At 65.4% G+C, this 21,127-nt stretch carries 20 protein-coding genes; 15 read left to right on the top strand and 5 right to left on the bottom strand.

Translation table 11 applies throughout. The annotated features are described in order from the left end of the window. Positions 1-169 precede the first annotated feature (169 nt). The 10 genes from HZB49_RS23290 (at position 170) to HZB49_RS23245 (ending at position 9,711) form a co-directional block, all read left to right on the top strand. Entirely contained in the window at positions 170-901 is a 732-nt protein-coding gene (locus tag HZB49_RS23290; RefSeq protein ID WP_291615594.1) for a cytochrome c biogenesis protein CcdA, read from the top strand. 140 nt (positions 902-1,041) lie between these two features. After that, positions 1,042-1,506, top strand: coding sequence for a DoxX family protein (locus tag HZB49_RS23285; protein ID WP_291615593.1), 465 nt, complete (start codon positions 1,042-1,044; stop codon positions 1,504-1,506). Positions 1,507-1,598: 92 nt separating this feature from the next. Then, positions 1,599-3,389: a DUF255 domain-containing protein gene (locus tag HZB49_RS23280; protein ID WP_291615592.1), complete on the top strand. Its 1,791-nt coding sequence runs from the start codon at positions 1,599-1,601 to the stop codon at positions 3,387-3,389. Positions 3,390-3,692: 303 nt separating this feature from the next. Continuing rightward, positions 3,693-3,956 carry a hypothetical protein gene (locus tag HZB49_RS23275; RefSeq protein WP_291615590.1) on the top strand — a complete coding sequence of 88 codons (264 nt, stop codon included), beginning with the start codon at positions 3,693-3,695 and terminating at the stop codon, positions 3,954-3,956. Between the two features lie 175 nt (positions 3,957-4,131). Beyond that, positions 4,132-4,392: a hypothetical protein gene (locus HZB49_RS23270; protein ID WP_291615588.1), complete on the top strand. Its 261-nt coding sequence runs from the start codon at positions 4,132-4,134 to the stop codon at positions 4,390-4,392. Positions 4,393-4,483: 91 nt separating this feature from the next. Beyond that, entirely contained in the window at positions 4,484-5,374 is an 891-nt protein-coding gene (locus HZB49_RS23265) for a DUF692 domain-containing protein (RefSeq protein ID WP_291615586.1), read from the top strand. Next, a complete protein-coding gene (locus tag HZB49_RS23260) occupies positions 5,371-6,150 on the top strand; it encodes a DNA-binding domain-containing protein (protein WP_291615584.1) in 780 nt (259 codons plus the stop codon). Before HZB49_RS23265 ends, HZB49_RS23260 begins: the two co-directional genes overlap by 4 nt. An 18-nt stretch (positions 6,151-6,168) precedes the next feature. Beyond that, positions 6,169-6,951, top strand: coding sequence for a creatininase family protein (locus tag HZB49_RS23255; protein ID WP_291615582.1), 783 nt, complete (start codon positions 6,169-6,171; stop codon positions 6,949-6,951). Beyond that, a complete protein-coding gene (locus tag HZB49_RS23250; protein ID WP_291615580.1) occupies positions 6,948-7,934 on the top strand; it encodes a hypothetical protein in 987 nt (328 codons plus the stop codon). Before HZB49_RS23255 ends, HZB49_RS23250 begins: the two co-directional genes overlap by 4 nt. Before the next feature lie 85 nt (positions 7,935-8,019). Continuing rightward, a complete protein-coding gene (locus HZB49_RS23245; RefSeq protein ID WP_291615578.1) occupies positions 8,020-9,711 on the top strand; it encodes a SulP family inorganic anion transporter in 1,692 nt (563 codons plus the stop codon). A gap of 12 nt (positions 9,712-9,723) precedes the next feature. Here the strand turns inward: HZB49_RS23245 and HZB49_RS23240 are convergent, their stop codons facing one another. Continuing rightward, on the bottom strand, positions 9,724-10,419 hold the full coding sequence (locus tag HZB49_RS23240; RefSeq protein ID WP_291615576.1) for a Crp/Fnr family transcriptional regulator: 696 nt from the start codon (positions 10,417-10,419) through the stop codon (positions 9,724-9,726). Between the two features lie 354 nt (positions 10,420-10,773). Between HZB49_RS23240 and HZB49_RS23235 the strand changes: the two genes are divergently transcribed. Both HZB49_RS23235 and HZB49_RS23230 read left to right on the top strand, forming a co-directional pair. Next, a complete protein-coding gene (locus HZB49_RS23235; protein WP_291615574.1) occupies positions 10,774-12,126 on the top strand; it encodes a globin-coupled sensor protein in 1,353 nt (450 codons plus the stop codon). Continuing rightward, on the top strand, positions 12,126-12,383 hold the full coding sequence (locus tag HZB49_RS23230) for a hypothetical protein (RefSeq protein WP_291615571.1): 258 nt from the start codon (positions 12,126-12,128) through the stop codon (positions 12,381-12,383). The genes HZB49_RS23235 and HZB49_RS23230 overlap by 1 nt, the downstream gene beginning before the upstream one ends. Before the next feature lie 15 nt (positions 12,384-12,398). On the opposite strand, the gene HZB49_RS23225 is transcribed toward HZB49_RS23230, so the two are convergent. The 4 genes from HZB49_RS23225 to HZB49_RS23210 form a co-directional block, all read right to left on the bottom strand. Then, positions 12,399-12,785 (bottom strand): hypothetical protein, encoded by a 387-nt coding sequence (locus HZB49_RS23225; protein WP_291615569.1) that lies wholly within the window; start codon positions 12,783-12,785, stop codon positions 12,399-12,401. 144 nt (positions 12,786-12,929) lie between these two features. Next, a complete protein-coding gene (locus HZB49_RS23220) occupies positions 12,930-13,628 on the bottom strand; it encodes an outer membrane protein (RefSeq protein WP_291615567.1) in 699 nt (232 codons plus the stop codon). 309 nt (positions 13,629-13,937) lie between these two features. Further along, positions 13,938-15,266 (bottom strand): Spy/CpxP family protein refolding chaperone, encoded by a 1,329-nt coding sequence (locus tag HZB49_RS23215; RefSeq protein ID WP_291615565.1) that lies wholly within the window; start codon positions 15,264-15,266, stop codon positions 13,938-13,940. Positions 15,267-15,370: 104 nt separating this feature from the next. Then, positions 15,371-16,792: an FAD-linked oxidase C-terminal domain-containing protein gene (locus HZB49_RS23210; protein WP_291615563.1), complete on the bottom strand. Its 1,422-nt coding sequence runs from the start codon at positions 16,790-16,792 to the stop codon at positions 15,371-15,373. Positions 16,793-16,876: 84 nt separating this feature from the next. Here HZB49_RS23210 and HZB49_RS23205 point away from each other — a divergent pair, with 84 nt between their 5' ends. The 3 genes from HZB49_RS23205 (at position 16,877) to HZB49_RS23200 (ending at position 21,057) form a co-directional block, all read left to right on the top strand. Further along, on the top strand, positions 16,877-17,389 hold the full coding sequence (locus HZB49_RS23205; RefSeq protein ID WP_291615561.1) for a thioesterase family protein: 513 nt from the start codon (positions 16,877-16,879) through the stop codon (positions 17,387-17,389). Between the two features lie 163 nt (positions 17,390-17,552). Beyond that, positions 17,553-18,386, top strand: coding sequence for an HNH endonuclease signature motif containing protein (locus tag HZB49_RS30105; protein WP_365858975.1), 834 nt, complete (start codon positions 17,553-17,555; stop codon positions 18,384-18,386). 142 nt (positions 18,387-18,528) lie between these two features. Further along, entirely contained in the window at positions 18,529-21,057 is a 2,529-nt protein-coding gene (locus HZB49_RS23200) for a UvrD-helicase domain-containing protein (protein WP_291615559.1), read from the top strand. Positions 21,058-21,127: the final 70 nt, after the last annotated feature.

Here is a 21,127-nt window from a genome sequence, read left to right as displayed (position 1 = left end):
GGCCTTCCCTGATCATTCGGGTTGCTTGCCTCAGATGATACGGACCACGGCGGGATAAGTTACACACGGCCCTGTGACCGCGATAAAGCCCTGCCTTCGGCGAAACCACTGGAAAGTTGCCCTCGTACAAGCCAATAGGGTAGAGGACGCGAGTTTCCCGAGGTGAGTCATGAACGACGTATCGGTCCCGGCGGCGGTCCTGGCAGGGCTGATCAGCTTCCTGTCGCCCTGCGTGCTGCCGCTGGTGCCGCCCTACCTGGTCTACCTGACCGGGGCCACCATCGAGCACGTCGCCAACGACGAGAGCGTGCAGGCCTCGCGGCGCGCGGTGATGAGCTCGGCGCTGATGTTCGTGCTGGGCTTCTCCACCGTGTTCGTGGCGCTCGGCGCCAGCGCCTCGCTGGTCGGCGGGCTGATCCGCGCCTGGTCGGCGGAGCTGTCGATCCTCGCCGGAATCATCATCATCATCATGGGGCTGCATTTCCTGGGATTGACCCGGATCGGCTTCCTGATGCGCGAGGGCCGGCTGCCGATCCCGAAACCCGTCGGGCTGTGGGGCGCCTATGTGATGGGACTGGCGTTCGCGTTCGGCTGGACCCCCTGCATCGGGCCGATCCTGGCGGCCATCCTTTCCGTGGCCGCGGCGGAAGCCACCGTCGCCAAGGGCGCGATGCTGCTGGCGGTCTATTCCGCCGGGCTCGGCATTCCCTTCCTGCTGGCGGCATTCGCCGTCGAGCAGTTCTCCGAGCTATTCATGCGGATGAAGAAGCATCTCGCCCGCGTCGAGCATGCGATGGGCGTGCTGATGGTGATCACCGGCGTCGCCTTCCTCACCGGCGCCATCTCCAATGTCAGTATCTGGCTGCTGGAGACTTTTCCCGCGCTGCAAAATTTCGGCTAGCCACCCGCAAATTTCGGCAACGGCCACGTAACAAGCGGGCCGGCCCACTCGAAACTCCTTCCAGGACGATGCGTAAATTTTGAGCGCCCCGGCTGATGGCCGGTCGTGGCCGCGCGCCGATACTTCGAGAGGGTTACCCTATGAATTCCGTTGCCAACCTGCTGATCCTGCTGCCGTCGCGCATCGCATCACATTTCGCCTGGGCCGGGCCGCTGATCATGCGCGTGATCGTCGGGTACGTCTTCATGCTGAGCGGCTGGGGCAAACTCAACAATTTGCCGCAGATCACCCAGAACTTCACCGAATGGGGCATCCTCTTCCCGAAGATCATGACCCCCTTCGTTTCGGGCGTGGAGTTCTTCGGCGGGATCCTGCTGATGCTCGGCCTATTCACCCGCATCCCGGCGGCGATGCTCGCCTTCACCATGCTGGTCGCGATCAAGTCGGCGAAATGGGAAGCGGCGGATTCGCTGGAGACGCTGCTCGGCTTCGAGGAAGCGACCTATTTTGCGGGCTTCCTGTGGCTGGCCATCGCCGGGCCCGGCGCGGCCTCGCTGGACCGGCTGCTGCTCAATGTCAGCGGGCACCGCGAAGCGACGCCGTAAGGCGGCTCACTTTCGCGTGACAGCCCGCAAAGCCTGAGCCGCGACCGTCCCCTGCCCGTAGCTCGGGGATGATCCGCGTTCCGGGGACCGCCATGAAATTCCTTCGCATCGCCGCCATCGTCCTTGCCTCACTTGCGGCGTCGCCTGCTTCGGCCAATGAGTTGAAATGGAGCGACTGGAACGACGAGCTGTTCACGCGCGCGACGGCGGAAAAGCGCTTCGTCATCCTCGATCTCGAGGCGGTGTGGTGCCACTGGTGCCACGTGATGGAGAAGACCACCTATGCCGATCCCGAGGTGCAGTCGCTGCTGGCCTCGAAATACATTCCGGTGCGTGTCGACCAGGACGCCAATCCGGACCTGTCGAGCCGCTATGGCGACTGGGGCTGGCCGGCGACCATCGTGTTCGGTCCGGACGGCAGCGAACTCGCCAAGATCAGGGGCTATATCGAGCCGCCGCGGATGCAGGCGCTGTTGAAGGCGATCATCGACGATCCCACGCCCGGCCCTTCCGTCACCGAAGCCTTTGAGGTGAAGCCGGCGGAGTCCGCGTTCCTCCCCAAAGCGCAGCGCGAGGCGCTGTCGAAGAACTACGACGAGTCCTACGAGGACAAGCTCGGCGGCTGGGGCGAGATGCAGAAATATATCGACGCCGACAGCATGGATCTTGCCATCACCCGCGCCGAAGCGGGCGATGCCACCGCCGTCAGGCGCGCCCGGCAGACGCTGGATGCGGCCATCGCCCTGATCGATCCGGTGTGGGGCGGCGTGTTCCAGTATTCGGAGGGCGGCTCGTGGCAGAAGCCGCATTTCGAGAAGATCATGTCGTTCCAGGCGCAGTATCTGCGGCAATACAGCCAGGCCTATGCGCTGTGGAAGGATGCGAAATATCTCGCTGCCGCCCGCGACATCGAGCGCTACCTGGTGGCCTTCATGCAGGGCAGCGACGGCGCCTTCTATGTCAGCCAGGACGCCGACCTCAATCACGACATTGACGGACACAAATACTACGCGCTCGGAGACGCCGAGCGCCGCAAGCTCGGCATGCCCCGCATCGACAGGAATCTCTACGCGCGGGAAAATGGCTGGGCGATCTCGTCTCTCGCCGCCTATTACAACGTCAGCAACGACGTCAAGGCGCTCGCAAGCGCCGAACGATCGGCGAAATGGGTGCTGGCCAACCGCGCGCGGCCCGACGGCGGCTTCGATCATGGCGCCAGGGATCGCGGCGGGCCGTTCATCGGCGATACGCTTGCGATGGGACAGGCGTTCCTCGATCTCTATGCCGCGACCGGCAACCGCGACTGGCTGGCGGCGGCGGCAAAGGCCGGCGATTTCATCGCGACCTTCCGGGATGAGGCCGGCGGCTTCTTCACCTCCAGGAGATCGGAAGCAAAGACGGGCGTGTTCGCCAAGCCGGCCAAGCTGCTCGACGACCAGGTCCAGGTCGCGCGCTTCCTGAACCTGCTCAATCGCTATTTCGGCAACGACGCCTGGCGCGAGCAGGCCTCGCACGCCATGCGGTACCTTGCCAGCGCTTCGGTGGAAATGGTTCGGCCACTGCCCGGCGTGCTGCTCGCCGACGAGGAACTGGCGATCGAGCCCACCCACGTCACCGTCGTCGGGCACAAGGACGACAAGCGGGCGCAGTCGCTGCACGCGCTGGCCCGCGCGCTGCCCGCCCGCTACAAGCGGCTGGAATGGCTGGACCTGCGCGAGGGCAAGTTGCCCAATCCCGACGTCGAATATCCCGATCTGGGCGAGCCCGCGGCGTTCGCCTGCAGCAATCGCATTTGCTCGTTTCCCTCGTTCAATGCCGAGGAGCTGGCGGCCACCGTCAAGCAGATGGCCAAATTGAAGCCACAGCGGGCGGCGCTCAATTGAGGCGCGCGAGCGGTCGGCACGACTGACTGAAGCTGCTTCCGCTTGCGCAACGAAATCCTCCCGCCGGGCCGCTGCAGGACACGGGCCGGTGTTGCGGGCGCCCACAATGAAAAAATCTTCTGAAGCGCTGTAACCAAACCGCGGGGTGCCCCGTAGCTCGTTTCCGGACAAGCATTCATCGGGGCGGTTTCGATCTCGGCGAAGCCATCTCGATGCAATGGGCGTCCTGCGTTGTGCAGCTTCCGGATCGACCGATCATCGGAGGCTCACGGCGTCATTTTCGTCAACATCGAGGAGAACGTCATGAAGTTGGATTCCAAATCGGGTGCCACGCTCGCTGCGGCTGCCGCCACGCTGTTCCTGGCCGGGGCTGCCGTATCGACCGTGTCCACGCCTGCCGATGCCGCCCAGGGCAAGTGCATGGCCGCCAATGCCTGCAAGGGCCAGAGCGCCTGCAAGGGCGGGGCCAGTGCCTGCAAGGGCCTGAACGCCTGCAAGGGCCAGGGTTTTTCGATGATGTCGGAAGCCCAGTGCAAGGCCAAGGGCGGCGCATTCGTCAAGGGCTGACGGCCGATTCCATGCCTTCCCGGGAGGTCCGGCGGCTCGCCGGGCCTCCTTTTCGATCGAAGGCCGCAAAAAAATTCTTCCGCCGGCGTAACCAAACCACGATCTTGTCCGTAGCTATCGCAGGTGCAGTCCCAGGCCGGGCTGGCACCTTCATTCGCTCTGGAGGAGAAACCCCATGAAGATGACGTCCAAGTCCGGTGCCGTTCTCGCCGCCGCCGCTGCCACCCTGTTCGTGGCCGGCACCACCCTCTCGACCACCACCACCGCCTTTGCCCAGGACGGCAAGTGCGTGGGCGCCAATGCCTGCAAGGGCCAGAGCGCGTGCAAGGGCGCGTCCAACGCCTGCAAGGGCCAGAATGCCTGCAAGGGTCAGGGCTTCTCGGCCATGACCAAGGACAAGTGCGCCGCCGCCAAGGGCAAGTTCACGCCGTCCTAGAACTCCGCCGCCATCGGAACAGGGGTCCGGTAGGCCGGGCCCCTGTTTCCTGATAGGTTCTTGCGCATCGGATACAGTCGGGCGGAACCGGATGAACGTCGCGAGCAGATTGCCGGACACTTCGCGCAACGAGGCGCCGCGTCACTCTGTCAGGCCGCCCTTCCTCGGCTTCGGCCTCGGCCTGCGCCCCCAGCATTACGATGAAATCCTTTCCGGCAATCCGCCGATCGACTGGTTCGAAATCATCAGCGAGAACTACATGGTGCCGGGCGGCCAGCCGCTGCAGACGCTGGACAAGATCCGTGCGCGCTACCCGGTGGTGATGCACGGCGTGTCGCTGTCGATCGCCTCGACCACGCCGCCCAATTTCGAGTACCTGCAAGCCCTGAAAGACCTCGCCCATCGCGTCGAGCCGAAATGGATTTCCGACCATCTGTGCTGGACCGGTGTGCACGGCAAGAACCTGCACGATCTGCTGCCGATCCCCTACACGAGGGAAGCGCTCGATCACGTCGTGAGCCGCGTGCAGCTGGTGCAGGATTTCCTCGGCCGCGCGATCGTGCTCGAGAACGTATCGACCTACGTCCAGTTCAGCAATTCGGAGATGACCGAGTGGGAGTTTCTCTCCGAGCTCTCGCGCCGCTCCGGCTGCTGGCTGCTGTTCGACGTCAACAACGTCTATGTCAGCGCCTTCAACCACGGCTATGACCCCCTCACCTTCCTCAACGGCATCCCCGGGGATCGCGTGGTGCAGTTCCACATGGCCGGCCACAGCCATATGGGCACCCACATCATCGACACCCACGACCACCCCGTCTGCGAGGACGTCTGGGAGCTCTACGCCGCTGCGCTGAGGCGCTTCGGCCGGGTTTCGACCATGATCGAGCGCGACGACAATATCCCGCCACTCGACGAGCTCATCGTCGAAGTCAACCGCACGCGCGAGATGGCCGCGCAGGTGCTGGGCCCGGTCGTGCGATGAGCGACTTCGCGCGCCAGCAAGCCGAGTTCCAGCGCGGCATTCTGGCCGGCGACGACGGCGTGCTGGCCGAAATCCTCGACAGCCCCAGGGAGAAACGCGAGACGCTGTTCGGCGTCTACCGTTACGCCTACGGTTCCCGGCTGGTCGAAGCGCTGCGCAACGACCACGAATTGCTGCATGCCTATCTCGGCGACGAGATGTTCGACGAGATGGGGCACGCCTATGTCCGCGCGCGGACCTCCGAGCACCCCAATTTGCGCTGGTACTCGCAAGGGCTGCCCGAATTCCTGCGGGCGAACGCGCCGTACAGCGAACATCCCGTGCTGGGCGACCTCGCCGCGCTGGAGAAAGCGCTCAACGACGCCTTCGATGGCAGGGATGGCGCAGCGGTGACGCTCGCCGCCGTCGCAGCTCACGCGCCCGAGATCTGGAAGGATCTCAACTTCGTTCCGCACCCGACCGCGGCGCGTCTCGATCTCACCACCAACGCAGCCGCCATCTGGCGCGCGCTGAAGGCCGACGAGACGCCGCCGGATGCGGCGATGCTCGACGAGCCCGTCCGCATTCTGGTGTGGCGGCAGGACACGACGCCGATGTTCCGCGAGCTTCCGCCCGATGAAGCCATGGTGTGGGACGAAGCGGCAAGAGGCGTTCCGTTTGGCGTGCTCTGCTCCATGCTCGCCACCTACGACGATCCCGACAACGCCGCGGCGCGCGGCGCGGGTTATTTGCACGGCTGGGTCACGGGCGGATGTCTCTCGGGCGTTTCCGCCTGATATCGAAAGGCCGCCTCCATGGGCGTTGAGGCCGAACGCGATTTCGTCGGGCACATGACATGGGACGAAGTCGCGCACCGCATCGACGCCGGCGCTGCCGCGATCTTGCCGATCGGTGCCGGCGCAAAGCAGCACGGCCTGCACATGTCGCTCGGCACCGACCGCATCCAAGCGGAGTTTCTATCGTCGCGGCTCGCCGCGCGCATCGACGCCCTGGTCTGGCCGGCGCTGACCTACGGGCATTATCCGGCATTCATCGAATATGCGGGAAGCACCAGCCTGTCGGCGGCGACGTTCGAAGCCATGGTCGCCGAGATCGCATCGGAGATTTTGCGCCACGGTTGCCGCGCGCTGCTGGTGCTCGACACCGGCATCAGCACGCGCGATTCCGTCGACCGCGCGCTGGCACGGCTCGCCGCCCGCAACACGCTGCATCTCGGGATTCACGAGGGCCCGCGCTATCGCCACGCCGCAGCCGCCCTCGCCCGGCAAGGCCATGGCAGCCATGCCGACGAGCTCGAGACGTCGCTGATGCTGGCGATCGCGCCCGAAATCGTCGACATGCCGCGCGCCGAGGCGAGCCCGGCGATCGCGCAAGCCGTGCCGGGCCGCCTGACACCGTCGGACCGGACGTCGCCGAACTACAGCCGTTCCGGCAGTTTCGGCGATCCGACGCTTGCGACCCTCGAAAAGGGCGAAGCCTTGCTGGCGGCGATGCTCGACGATCTCGTCGAACAGACGACATCGTTCCTGGCGAAGCTGTCCGACACTGCGGGCCGGGCGAGAGGTGCGGCGTCATGAAATCCGCCGCAGCATCTCGTGCCGTTGCGCTTGCCGCCGCCCTCGCTCTAGTGCTCGCGAGCGCATTTCCTTTCCTCGCCGGCGCGCAGTCCGAATTCACGCGCGGCGACCGCATGCCCTATGACGCCTTCGACAAATTGTCGAAGACCGACCTCGATGTGCCCGGCGGCGTCATCCATGTCGCGTTCGCGCCCGGCGAGATCGCGCTGCCGAAGGAGAAAGTGCTGGACTGGGTGAAGGCGTCGGCCAGGGCCGTCGCCACCTATTACGGCCGCTTCCCCGTCAGCGATCTGAAGCTGCTGATCGTGCCGGTCAACGGAACGCGCGTGCGCGGCGGCACCACATGGGGTTATCGCGGCGCGGCCATTCGCGTGATGCTCGGGCGCGATGCCGGCGAAGACGCCCTGCGCCGCGACTGGGTGATGGTGCACGAGATGGTGCATCTGGCCCTGCCTGACCTCGCCGAGCGGCATGCATGGTTGTCCGAGGGCCTCGCGGTCTATGTCGAACCGATCGCGCGGGCGCAGGCAGGCGATCTGACGGTCGCCGAAATCTGGCAGGCGATGATGCGCGACATGCCGCAGGGCCTGCCGGAAGCCGGCGACCGCGGCCTCGACAATACCGGCACCTGGGGCCGCAAATATTGGGGCGGCGCGATGTTCTGCCTGCTTGCCGACATCGAAATCCGCAAGGCCACCGGCAACCGGCTCGGCCTGCAGGACGCGATGCGCGGCGTGATATCAGCCGGCGGCAACCACGAGCACGACTGGCCCATCGCGCGCGTGCTCGCCACCGCCGACAAGGCCGTCGGCGCGGACGTGCTGGAGCGCCTTTACCGCGAGATGGGAGGAAAGCCGGTGACGCCCGATCTCGCCGGCCTCTGGCGCGACCTCGGCCTGCGCCCCCGCGGCGAGGCGCTCGAATTCGACGACGCCGCGCCGCTGGCCGCCATCCGCAAGGCGATCACGGCGCGGCCGAACTGACCTGATGCGCCGGCGGCGGCGCTGGCCTTTTGCCGGCGATTGAGGGAATATTTTCCGGCAATCGGCGGCAAGGGAACGAACAACGATGGCGCAAACCGCCTCCGACGAATCCGAAAGCCGCTGGCATGTCTTCCGCTCGCTTCGCTCGTTCCGCGCCGCCGACCTGCCGGGCGACCTGATCGCCGGCCTCACGCTCGCCGCGATCGCGATCCCCGAACAGATGGCAACCGCGCGGCTCGGCCACTTGCCGCCGCAGATCGGTTTCTTCGCCTTCATCATGGGATCGGTCGGCTTTGCCATTTTCGGCGCCAACCGGTTCCTGTCGTGCGGCGCCGATTCCACGATCACGCCGATCTTCGCCGGTGGATTGCTGCTGATGGCGGCAAGCAACCCGGCCGACTATCAGTCGCTGGCGGTGGCGCTGGCGGTGATGGTCGGCGTGATCCTCGTTCTCGCGAGCCTGTTTCGCATGGGCTGGATCGCCAATCTGCTGTCGACGCCGGTGACGGTCGGCTTCCTCGCCGGCATCGCCGTGCACATCCTGGTCTCGCAATTGCCCGGCGTGCTCGGTCTGCCCGCGCCGAAGGGGCCGATGCCCGACCGCATCCTCGCGCTGGCACAGCAGCTCGGGGCGACCAACCCCTACACGCTGCTGATCGGGTCCGGCGTGCTCGCGATCGTCGCCGGCGCCGAAGCGATCAGCGCCAAAATCCCGGGCGCGCTGATCGCCCTGGTCGCCGCCACCGTCGCGGTGATCGCTGCGGGGCTCGAGAGAAAGGGCGTCGCCGTGGTCGGGGCCGTGCCGGCGACGCTTCCGATGCCGTCGCTGCCGTACCTGTATCCCGAGCAATGGGCCAGGCTCGTCCCCCTCGCCCTTCTGGTCGCCATCGTCGTCATGGTGCAGACCGCAGCCACGACGCGCGCATTTCCATCGGATCGCGACAAGCCGGCCGATGTCGATCGCGACTTTCTCGGCGCCGGCGCCGGCAGCATGCTGGCCGGCCTGTTCGGCGCATTTCCCGTCAACGCCAGCCCGCCGCGCACCGGCATCGTGCGGGAGACCGGCGGCCGCACGCAGCTGTCGAGCCTGTTCGCGGCGGCGATCGTGCTGGCGCTGATCGCCTTCGGCGCCACGCTGCTGCGCCATGTTCCCGATGCCGCGCTGGGCGGCGTGCTGCTGTTCGTGGCGCTGCGCATCATTCGCCTCGGACAGATCGCGAAAATCTACCGCCAGTCGCTGGGCGAATTCCTGCTCGTCATCGCCACCGCCGCTGCCATCATCGCGCTGCCGATCGAACAGGGCGTTGCTCTCGGCATTGGACTGTCCCTGTTGCACGGCATCTGGAGCACGACGCGGGCGCGGCTGGTGGCTTTCGAGCATCTGCCCGGCACGACCATCTGGTGGCCGGCCAACCCTCATGTGCCGGGCGAACAGAGCCCCGGCATCGCCGTGGTCGGCCTGCAGGCGCCGCTGACGTTTCTCAACGCGGAGAATTTCGGCGCCGACATTCTCGACGTCCTGAAGTCCCCGCCGAAACCGAAGCTGCTGGTGCTGGAAGCGAGCGGCATCCTGGAGATCGACTTCACCGCCGCACAAACCCTGCTCGAGGTGATCGGCGAATGCCGCACGCAGGGAGTGACGCTGGCGATTGCACGGCTGGAATCGACCCGCGCGCAGGAAGCATTCCAGCGTTTCGGGATTTACGACCGGCTGCCGAGGGACCGCGTCTTCCGCAGCGTCGCCGAGGCGATCAAGGCGCTCGACGGCGGGACCTGAGGCGCAACCTCGCTACTTCAGCGACCCCAGCCGCTCCAGCTGCGGCACGTCGAAGACCGTCAAGACCCCTTCCGACATGGTCAGGACGCCGCGCTCGCGAAGCAGGCCGAATACCCGGCTGACATGAACCGGGGTCAACCCGACCGCGTCGGCGATATGCTGCTGGCGCAAGGGAAAGGGATAGCGATTGTCGCGAATCACGTTGCGCGCGGCGATCCCCGACATCAGGCGCAGGAGCAAATAGGCGATACGCTCCTCTGCAGAGCACTGACCCAGGATCGTCGCAAGCTCGGTCACATCGCGCATCTCGGCAATCGACGTGCTGGCGACCGCCGACGGCGCGCCCGGTCCTATCGCGCATCTTTCCCGAATCGCCGTACGCGGGAAGCCGCTGAGCATGACGTCGGTCAGCGCCTTGACCGAAGAAGGGTAATTTTTCTGGAAGATCGTCGCCGGGGAGAGAACATCGCCGGGCAGCATGAACTTGAGGATCTGGCGGCGGCCGTCCGCGAGCTGCAGGTACCGAAACGCCCACCCTGTGCAAAGCACCAGCACATCGGCTGCAGCCTGGTTGCGGACTGCAATCTGTGCGCCGGCCCGAAGAGTCTGGAAACGCTGGTTCCTGCGCGCGTCTTCAGATCCGAGGAGCGTCCCGCAGAAACCGGAATCGTGATGGGGACAGCTGACGCAAAGCGAGGTCGAGTTCATTCGTCTTGATCGCCCGATGGCACACAATCGGGGGTTGTTGGCATCGATTCGCCGGCTTCATCGCTAGCGACTTGCAGATGCAACCTACCCATAGTGCCGTCGGGAATGCAAGCTGGGACGCACTGCGCCAGTCGACACTTGCGTCAAGGCGCTGGAAGTGACCCGCATCGCCGCCCTGACGCGGAATTCACGTGTCTTAACTCAGATCAACAACCTGCATCAAATTATGCCATTCGGAAATTAACCGGGAATCACCTTAACTCCGGGATCGACAGCATTACGTGCATTCCCGCTCCGCCGACACTTTGTACAGCGGGTCATTCAATCGATCGAATTCGCCCAGGGGAAAATTTCATGACACAAGTTATTCTGGCCGACGGAAATCACGATCGCGAAACGCGGATGCGCTTCATGCGCATCGACGGCGTCACCGGCGAGTTGCTCCGCGAATTCTGGGCCGTGGTCGAGCCGGAGCTGCCGGACATCCTCGAAGGTTTCTACCGTGACGCGACCGCCGAGCCGCAACTCGCGCGGATGATCGGCAACGACATTCCGCGGCTGAAATCGGCACAGGCCACGCACTGGGCGCGCCTGTTCAACGGGCGGTTCGACCGTGAATACATGCAGGGCGTGCGGGCCATCGGCCTCGTGCACAGCCGGATCGGACTGGAGCCGCGCTGGTACATCGGCGGCTACAATTACGTGCTGGGCCGGCTCGCCGGCGTCGCGGTGCGGCACTATCGCTGGCGGACCGGCCGGCTGACGGCGGTGCTGGCCGCGGTGAACTGCGCCGTGATGCTGGACATGGACCTCGCGATCTCGGTCTATCAGGAGGCGATGCTGGAACAGCGCGCGCAGCAGCAGCGCAAGATCGCCGCGGCGATCACGGCATTCGATGGCCACATCGGGACCGTTCTGGCGACCGTCGGCGGCTCCGCCGGCAATCTGAAGCAGGCGGCCAATGCGCTGGCGGCCAATGCGGAGGAATCGACCCGGCAATCGACCACCGTCGCTGCAGCGTCCGAACAGGCATCCACCAACGTGCAGGCGGTGGCGTCCGCGACCGAGCAACTCGCCTCGTCGGTCACAGAGATCGGCCGGCAGGTGGCCGAATCCACCCGCATCAGCGGCAAGGCGGTGGACCAGGCGCGCCTGTCCGGCGCCAGCATCCGCGATCTGGCCGAGGGCGCGCAGAAAATCGGCGCCGTCGTCGAACTGATCAACACGATCGCGGCGCAGACCAATCTGCTTGCGCTCAACGCCACCATCGAGGCGGCGCGCGCAGGCGAGGCCGGCCGCGGCTTTGCCGTCGTCGCATCCGAAGTCAAGGCGCTCGCCGAACAGACGGCGCGCGCCACAGAGGAGATCAGCCAGCAGGTCCTCGCCATCCAGGCGGCGACCAAGCAATCGGTCTCCGCCATCGCCGAGATCGGCTCGACGATAGGATCGGTCAACGAGATCGCCACCGCGATTGCGGCCGCGGTCGAGGAACAGGGCGTGGCGACGGCGGAAATCGCCCGCAACATCCAGGAAGCCGCGCGCGGCACGCGGGAGGTGTCGGGCAACATCAGCGGCGTCAGCAATGCGGCGGGACAGACGCGCGAGACCGCGATGCAGTTGCTGTCCTCGGCCGACGAATTGTCGGTGCAATCGGAAACGATGCGCGCCAGCGTCGAAGGCTTCTTTGCGACGATCCGGACGGCTTGATGACGGACAATCCGGGAGACCCTTTTCCCGAAGACGCGTGCCACGCCGCGGCAGATCGTCCGCCTGACGAATTGATCCTCCAGCATCTCGGGGCGGCGGTCGTGCTCTGCTGGCCGCGGCTGCCGCTCGGGGCCAGGGAGCGGATCCTCAACCAGGCCGGCGACGTCATCGGACTGGCGCCGGCATCCCGCCGCGAAATCGTCAAGCTGCTGTTGCGGCACAGCAAGGCGCAATGGACGGTCGCGAAGAAGTCGTAGCGCCCGCCGCAGCAGCTATTCGTCCGCCAGGCGCGGATGATCGCGCAGCACCTCGTCCCGGATCGATTTGGCCTGGATGGCGCGAAACAGCGTTTGCGCCGTCGTGACGTTGCCCGCCGTGAGGCACAGCTCGACGATCTGGCGCACGGCGGCATCACGCAGCAATTCGTCGGAAACCTTCATGGCGATTTCCATTGCCGCCCGTGCCGCGCGCTCGTAGCGCTCGACCTCGCGCCCGGTCTTCCTGTGCGTGAGGTCCGTCGCGGCGCCGACCTTGCCGGCGCTGTCGGCGGCGGCGCGGCAGATTTCCCGGATCCGCTTGGCCGCCTCGATATCGCCGAGCGGCTCTTCGATCGCCTCGTCCCAGATTTCCGTGCGCCGGGCCTTCCTGAACCACTGCATCGTCGCCCCACTCCACAGTGGAGCAAGCATAGCGTCATTTGCCGCGATCTGTGAACCGCACCAGCGCCGGAAGCGTATCTCCACGATGGGCCGGCGACTGCCCCTCCCCGAGGGGGCAGTCCTGGCTTGAGCCGTCATCGCGGCCTAGAAGCGGTAGCTCGCACCCGCCCGGATGAGGTGCATCTCGTTCCTGAAGTCGGCACGGTTGCCATCGCGATTGTAGAGCGTGACGGTGCCATAATCGGTGTAGACATATTCACCGCGGCCGATCCAGTTCCGGGTGAACGCATACTCCACACCCGCGCCGGCGGTGAATCCCGCCTTGACCTGGTCTTCCCAGACGACCTCCTCCCCGGCATTGCGCCCCTTTTGGATGTTGTTGCTGAGATTGGCCGCTGCAACGCCGACGGTGCCGAACAACAGCAGGCGGTCGAACGTGTAGCCGAAACGCGCGCGCACGGAGCCGAATACGCCAAACTTCGCCAGCGAGGCATCATTGTCGAAAATGTTGTTGTTCTGCGACGCGGTCGACTTCCCGAGGTCCAGCTCGGCGCCGATCACGAAGCGATTGGCGAACTGATAATTGTATCCGCCATAGATGCCGAAAGCGATGCCGTCGGCGCCTTCCTCGGCGTGTCCGTGATTGTTGTTGCGGTAGAAGTCGACGGTCCAGACGCCGTGGGCGCCGCCGGCGAACACGCCTGCATAGAACCCGGACCAATTGTAGTAAGGCGAATTGTTCGTTGGCGCGGGCTCCAGTCTCCTGATATCGGCCGCCTGCGCGACCTGCATTGCAAGAAAGAGACTACCCGCGGCGACTGCGAATCCAGGCACAATCTTCATCAACACTTCCTTCCATACTTCGACACGACACGTTGCGCGCCGTTCAACGCGTGTCGCGGGAACTACTGGAAGCCAAGTCAGGCCGCAGAATGTTTGACTTTGGTTCCCGGCGTGATGAAAACGGGAAGGGATTGGAACCGGAATGCGGTGACCCCGGGTGCAATACCGGCAAGACTCCGCGCTCGCTGCGGCGTCTTGGTGGACAAAGCATGGAAAGCATCGCGCATGCGCGACGGTGGCTTTCGGTGGGCCGCCGGGTTGATCTTGCCGGTGAACCGGCACGCACAATGCGGCCGCGAGCGGCGCCCGTCAGGCCGGCCGCGCCGGCCCGATCGCTTCGAACGCCGCACGCTGCTCGTCGCTGAGCGTGGCGTAGAAATCCTCCAGCGCCGCGCGCACCTGCTTGACGGCTTCCAGCATGGCGTCGAGCCGCTTCCTGGCGGCGGCAAGCCGCGCGGGCGGGGTAAGCAGATGTTCCGTCTGACAGGCGGACTTCAGCTGCTCGGCGGCACGGGTGCTGGTGTCCTGCAGCGCCTGCAAGGCACCCTTCTGCGTTTCGTTCGGATGAATCCTGGCCTCGATCTCGCTGGTCGGCCATTGCAGCGCCGACGGTCCCGGAGCGCCGCAGCCTTGCGCCGGCGATGCAGCGTCGGCTGGAGCAGCCGACGTCTTGCGCTGCTCTTCGGCGAGCGCGTTGAGCCGCGCCTTCTGCTCGTCGTTGAGCAGGCCGTAGAACCTCTCCAGCCGCGGCTGGATCATGGCCGTCGCCGCGATCATCGCCTCGATCCGCTGCTGCATCACCGCGAGCCTTCCCGGCGCGGTCAGCATGGCCTGCGCCGGGCACGCCAGACGGATATTCTGGGCGGCCGTGAGCGAGGCCTGGCCGAGCTCGGACAGCGCAGCGAGCTGCGGCTCGGTGGGCTGAACGGCGTCGGCGATCTGGTCGACCGGCATGCCGGCGACCGCGCGGCTGTCATCGCCGCACATCTGTCCTATCGCCACGGTTCTGCCGCGGCGGCGATCAAATCTTCGCTGCGGGAAATAGCCCGCGAGGTCACCATAGCCGTAAGGCGGGAAGATTCCCGCGTAGATGTCGGGATAGCCGTAGCCCCAGAAGCCGAGGCCGTCGTCCCAGATGGCGTAGTCGTAAATGTCGTTATAGGCGAACGGCCAGAACAGCGGGCCGACCCAGCCATATCCGCCATTGCCGTGACGCCACCAGCCGCTACCGACCGCGCCGCCATGCCAGCCTGCGAGCGCTGCGGCCGCGGCGATCTGCGCGCGCGCCGCCGGACTGCTCAGCAGCTTGCCGTGGCGCAACGCGCCGGGACGCGACAACAGGTTCATTGCGTTGCGGCCCGGCGCGAACGCTGCATGCCGCATCTGGCCAAAATTCCGGTGTCGCGCGGAGAAGCGCGGGCCACCAAAATGGGCGCGTCCGATCGCATGGCGCGAATGGCCGCCTCGATGTCCCCCGAAGTGATGATGCCCGCCGCCGTGCCCGCGGAAGCCGTGGCCGCCGCCATGACCGTGGCCGCCGCCGCGCCCTCCTCCGTGGCCGCCGCCCTTGGCGATGACATCGCCCGGCAGCGCCAAAACGAGGGCAAGAACCGCAATTCCCAACGCGCGCCCGAACATGGCACCCTCCTGCGGTCACGCCGCCCAAATCGCGGCGCGAGAGATGACGCAGGAAGACGGCAAAAGTTCCGCACCATTCGGGCGGCGCGCAGGCGGCGAAGGCCTCAGGCCGCCGGGACGATCTTGCCGGGATTGAAGATGTTCTGCGGATCGAGCGCCTTTTTCAGCGCCCGCATCGCGTCCAGTGCCTCGCTGCCGAGCTCGGCCTCAAGGTATTTCTGCTTGCCTTGCCCAATGCCGTGCTCGCCGGTGCAGGTACCGCCCATGGCCTGCGCGCGCTCGACCAGGCGGTGCATGAACTCCTCGCCGCGCGCCATCTCCTCGGCGTTGTCGACGTCGCACACCAGCGAGCAGTGGAAATTGCCGTCGCCGACATGGCCGACGATCGGCGAGAGCAGGCCGAGCCGCTTCAGATCGTCCTCGGTCTCGGTGACGCAATCGGCCAGCCGCGAGATCGGCACGCAGACGTCGGTCGCCACCACGCCGGCGCCGGGGCGCAGGGCCTTCACCGACCAATAGGCGTCATGCCGCGCCTGCCACAGCTTGGTGCGATCCTCCGGCCGTGTGGTCCACGAAAAATCGCCGCCGCCGCATTCCCGCGCGATCTCGCCGAAATTCTTCGACTGCTCGGCGACGTCGGCTGCGGTGCCGTGGAATTCCAGCAGCAGCAGCGGCGTCTCCGGCAGCGACAGTTTCGAATAGGAATTGCAGGCCTTCACCTGCTCGGCATTGAGCAGCTCGATGCGCGCAACGGGGATGCCGGTCTGGATCGCCAGGATGGTCGCCTGGCAGGCGCCGCGCACCGTTTCGAACGAGCAGGCCGCCGCCGCGATGGTATCGGGAATGCCGCGCAGCTTGATCGTCAGCTCGCAGATGATGCCGAGCGTGCCTTCCGCGCCGACGAAGAGATGGGTGAGATCGTAGCCGGCGGCGGATTTCTTCGCCCGTGTGCCCGTGGTGATGATCTCGCCGTCGCCGCGCACGACCTTCAGCGCCAGCACGTTCTCGCGCATGGTGCCGTAGCGCACCGCATTGGTGCCGGAGGCCCGCGTCGAGGTCATGCCGCCGAGGGAAGCGTCGGCGCCGGGATCGATCGGGAAGAACAGCCCCTGGTCGCGCAGATGCTCGTTCAGCGCCTTGCGGGTGACGCCGGGCTGGATCACGCAATCCAGATCCTCGGCATGCACTTCGAGAATCCTGTTCATGTCGCGCAGGTCGATGCAGACGCCGCCGGCCGGCGCGTTGACCTGGCCCTCGAGCGAGGTGCCGGTACCGAACGCGATGACGGGCACGCCATGTTTGGCGCAGATCCGCACCACGTCCTGGATGTCGGCGGTCTCCTGCGCCATCACGACGGCGTCCGGCGGCTGCGACGCCAGCCATGTGGTGGTATGCGCATGCTGCTCGCGGACCGCCTGCGAGGTGATCAGCCGGTTGCCGAACCGCGCCGCCAGTGCCTCGATCGTGCTCTTCAGGGCCTGCGGCTCCGGCCGCTTCAGATTGCTGCTTGTTATCGTTGTCGCCACGTCAAGATTCCTCCCGGCTTTGGGGGACGGTGGCAAAGGATATATAAGGGGTCAAGAACTGGATTGCGCCATCAGGGAGTGACGATGACGAGTGCCACCGCTGCCCGGGACCTCAAGCTGCCGACCGCCCCTTTCGTGTCCTCGGTGATGCAGATCGAGCCGCAATGGATCGACTATAACGGCCATCTCAACATGGCCTATTACAACGTGATGATGGACCGCGCGATCGACGAACTGTGGCTGCAGCTCGGCATCGGGCCGGCCTACAAGAAGGAGCGCCACGGCTCGACCTTCACCGCCGAATGCCACGTGCGCTACCTCCAGGAGATCCATCTGGGCGATCCCGTGCAGGTCACGATCTACCTGTTAGGGGCCGACGAGAAGCGGCTGCATACCTTCGAGGAGCTGCGCCATGCCGGCGAAGGCTGGCTCTCGGCCACGTCGGAGAACATCTCGCTGCACATCGACATGACCACGCGCAAGGTCGCGCCCTTCCCGCCCGACATCCGCGCCCGCATCGCCGATATCGTAAATGTCCACGCCGCGGTGCCGCGGCCGGAGGGCATCGGCCGCAAGGTGGCGATGCCCGCGAAATAGGGCGTTTGATCGCTAGACCATGTCCGGACAATGCCGGGCGGGGAACGCAAGTTCCGGCGCGGACATGCCGAAGATTCTTCGTGAGACGGTAACGAAATGGCTTGGCCATAGGGGTCGATAAAACCTGTCAAAATGGCCGCTCAAGCCCTATATCCCCTGAGGCATGACAACAGAAATCTTGAACGGTCTCGGCAAGCGGAAAAAAGTCTTCCCTCCGGTTGGCTCGTGCATCTACTGCGGGGAACGAGAAGGAACGCTGGGGGAGGAGCACATCATCCCATTTGGCTTAGGGGGAAATCTAATACTGCCAAAGGCAAGTTGCCCCAAGTGCTCCGACATCACGGGACGACAGGTCGAGGGAGAAGTCTTAAACGCGCACTGGGGCACCTACAGTTCGCCGAGACTACGGCTAAACCTTCCTACTCGGAAGCCAAAGAAACGTCCGGAACAGCGAACGATAAAAATTACAGACGCGAACGGCGAGACCCGCACGGTTACTGTCAAAGCGAGTGAAGCACCTCTTGCATTTCTTGGATTCACCACAGAACACGCTCGGCCAGGCGTCTTGCGCGGCGCAGAACCGAGCGACCGCTTCACCGGAAGCATCTGGCTAAAATATGATACCGATGATGTTCATAAGCTAGCTAAGCCTGGCGAAAACTTCGACGGCGTTGGGAGATTTAGCCCTCTCACCTACGGCCGGATGATCTGCAAGATCGCGCATTCACTCGCTGTCGCGGAATACGGCTTGGATTCGTTTGCACCCTACCTGCCCGATCTTATCCTCGGCAAATCGAACCATCTCATGCAGTACGTTTCCGCCCAAGCATCCCCAGAACCTGACAATCACGGACTTCATAACCTTCACATCGGTTGGCTTGAGAAGGCCACTCCGGCCTACTTGGTAGCCTATGTCCGCTTGTTCTGCAGTTTTGGAACTCCGGATTACATGGTCGTAGTGGGCAGGCGTCGACCCGATCCAGCAGGGCCCGCGTAACCAAAGAGTCCGTACTCGCCGGCCATTTACAGAGTGAAAACCTGTCAAAACGGCCGTTCGGGCCCTATATGACCGTCAATCCCTGCTAAGAAGGCTCCCCTTCACCACCCCACGGTGCCATCGTGGGAAAATGCGATTCGCGATGACCGAGCCGAACAAATTGCCCCATGCGAGCGTTCCCGACCACCAGCCTGCTGCTGGCGGGATCGCCGCGCGTGCGCGCGCCGCGGCCGGTCCGCAATATCTTTCCGGCCTCAATCCCGAGCAGCGCGAGGCGGTGGAGACGCTGGACGGCCCCGTGCTGGTGCTGGCCGGCGCCGGCACCGGCAAGACGCGCGTGCTCACCACGCGTATTGCCCATATCCTGAGCCAGGGCCGCGCCCGGCCGCAGGAAATCCTCGCGGTGACCTTCACCAACAAGGCCGCGCGCGAGATGAAGCTGCGCCTCGGCCAGATGCTCGGTCATGCCGTGGAGGGCATGCCATGGCTCGGCACTTTCCATTCCATCGGCGGCCGCATCCTGCGCCACCATGCGGAACTGGCGCAGCTCAAGTCCAACTTCACCGTGCTCGACGTCGACGACCAGGTGCGGCTGCTGAAACAGCTGCTGCAGGCGGAAAACATCGACGACAAGCGCTGGCCGGCGCGCATGCTGGCCGGCCTGATCGACGGCTGGAAGAACCGCGGACTGACGCCGTCGCAGGTGCCGCCGGGCGAAGCCGCCGTGTTCGCCAACGGCAAGGGCGGCAAGCTCTACACCAGCTATCAGGAGCGGCTGAAGATCCTCAACGCCGCCGATTTCGGCGATCTGCTGCTGGAGAACATCCGCATCTTCCGCGAACACCCGGACGTGCTGCGCAGCTACCAGACCCGCTTCAGGTTCATCCTGGTAGACGAATATCAGGACACCAACGTTGCGCAGTATCTGTGGCTGCGGCTGCTGTCGCAGGCGCCCTCGGCTGCCTCCACCTCTCCCCGCGTGCGGGGAGAGGTCGGATTGCACAGCAATCCGGGTGAGGGGGACTCTCCGCAGACCGAGCTCTTGGAGGCAGCCCCTCACCCCGCAAGCGGGGAGAGGGAGAAGGCTCCGCCGAAAAACATCTGCTGCGTCGGCGACGACGACCAGTCGATCTATGGCTGGCGCGGCGCCGAGGTCGACAACATCCTGCGCTTCGATCACGATTTTCCCGGCGCGAAAGTCATCCGCCTCGAGCGCAACTACCGCTCGACCGGCCATATCCTCGCTGCCGCCTCGCATTTGATCGCGCACAATGAAGGCCGACTCGGCAAGACCTTGCGCACCGAGGACGTCGACGGCGAGAAGGTCACCGTGACCGGCGCCTGGGATTCCGAGGAGGAAGCCCGCGCCATCGGCGAGGAGATCGAGGAACTGCAGCGCGCCGGCGAAAACCTCAACGAGATCGCCATCCTCGTCCGCGCCTCGTTCCAGATGCGCGAGTTCGAAGACCGCTTCGTCACCCTCGGCCTGCCCTATCGCGTGATCGGCGGTCCGCGCTTCTACGAGCGCGCGGAAATCCGCGACGCGCTGGCCTATCTGCGCACCATCAATTCGCCGGCCGACGATCTCGCCTTCGAGCGCATCGTCAACGTGCCCAAGCGCGGCCTGGGCGATGCCACCGTGCAGCTGCTGCACGACCACGCCCGCAAGCGCCGCATCTCGCTGTTCGACGCGGCGCGGGCCGTGGTCGAGACCGACGAGCTGAAGCCGAAGGCGCGCGGAAGCTTGCGCGATCTCGTGCTGCATTTCGACCGCTGGCGCGCGCAGCGCGAGGTCACCTCGCACACGGAACTGGCCGAAATCGTGCTCGACGAGAGCGGCTACACCGAGATGTGGCAGAAGGACCGCTCGGCGGATGCCGCCGGCCGGCTCGAGAACCTGAAGGAACTGGTCCGCTCCATGGAGGAGTTCGAGAACCTGCAGGGTTTTCTCGAGCACATTGCGCTCGTCATGGACCGCGAGGACGGCGCGCAGGAAGAGGCGGTGTCGCTGATGACGCTGCATTCCGCCAAGGGGCTGGAATTCGACAACGTCTTCCTGCCTGGCTGGGAGGAAGGCCTGTTCCCGAGCCAGCGCACCCTCGACGAGCAGGGCCGCGCCGGGCTGGAGGAAGAGCGCCGGCTGGCCCATGTCGGCCTCACCCGCGCCCGCCGCCGCGCAAAGATCTTCTTTGCCACCAACCGCCGCATCCATGGCACCTGGTCGACCACCATCCCCTCGCGCTTCCTCGACGAACTGCCGGCGCAGAGCGTGGAGATCACGGAGTCCAAGGGCGGCTCGGGCTGGGGCGGTGCCGGCGGCTACGGCCCCTCCCGCTTCGACAATGTCGAATCATTCGGCTCCAGCTACACCACGCCGGGCTGGCAGCGCGCCCAGGCCAACCGCAATCGAAACCGCGGCGGCCAGGCCCGCGGTGGTTTCAATGAAGACCAGTCGTCGTTCTCCTCGCGCAACAAGCGCGGCCCCATGGTGATCGAGGGCGAACTGGTGGCGAAATCGACCTCGGTTTCCGAATTCTCGCTCGACGACCGCGTCTTCCACCAGAAATTCGGCTACGGCCACGTCGTGAAGATCGACGGCAACAAGCTCACCATCGCCTTCGAGAAGGCCGGCGAGAAGAAGGTGGTCGACAGTTTTGTGGAGCGGGTGTGACCGCCCTGTCGCCGCGGCAACAGTGCCGTGGACACCGCTTCGCACGGCCCCCCTGGCCCTTGACCCCCGG

This window comes from Bradyrhizobium sp., from assembly GCF_016219575.1.
Lineage (GTDB): Bacteria > Pseudomonadota > Alphaproteobacteria > Rhizobiales > Xanthobacteraceae > Bradyrhizobium.
Note: the sequence above shows the minus strand (reverse complement) of the source record. Positions and strands in the feature narration are given on the sequence as shown.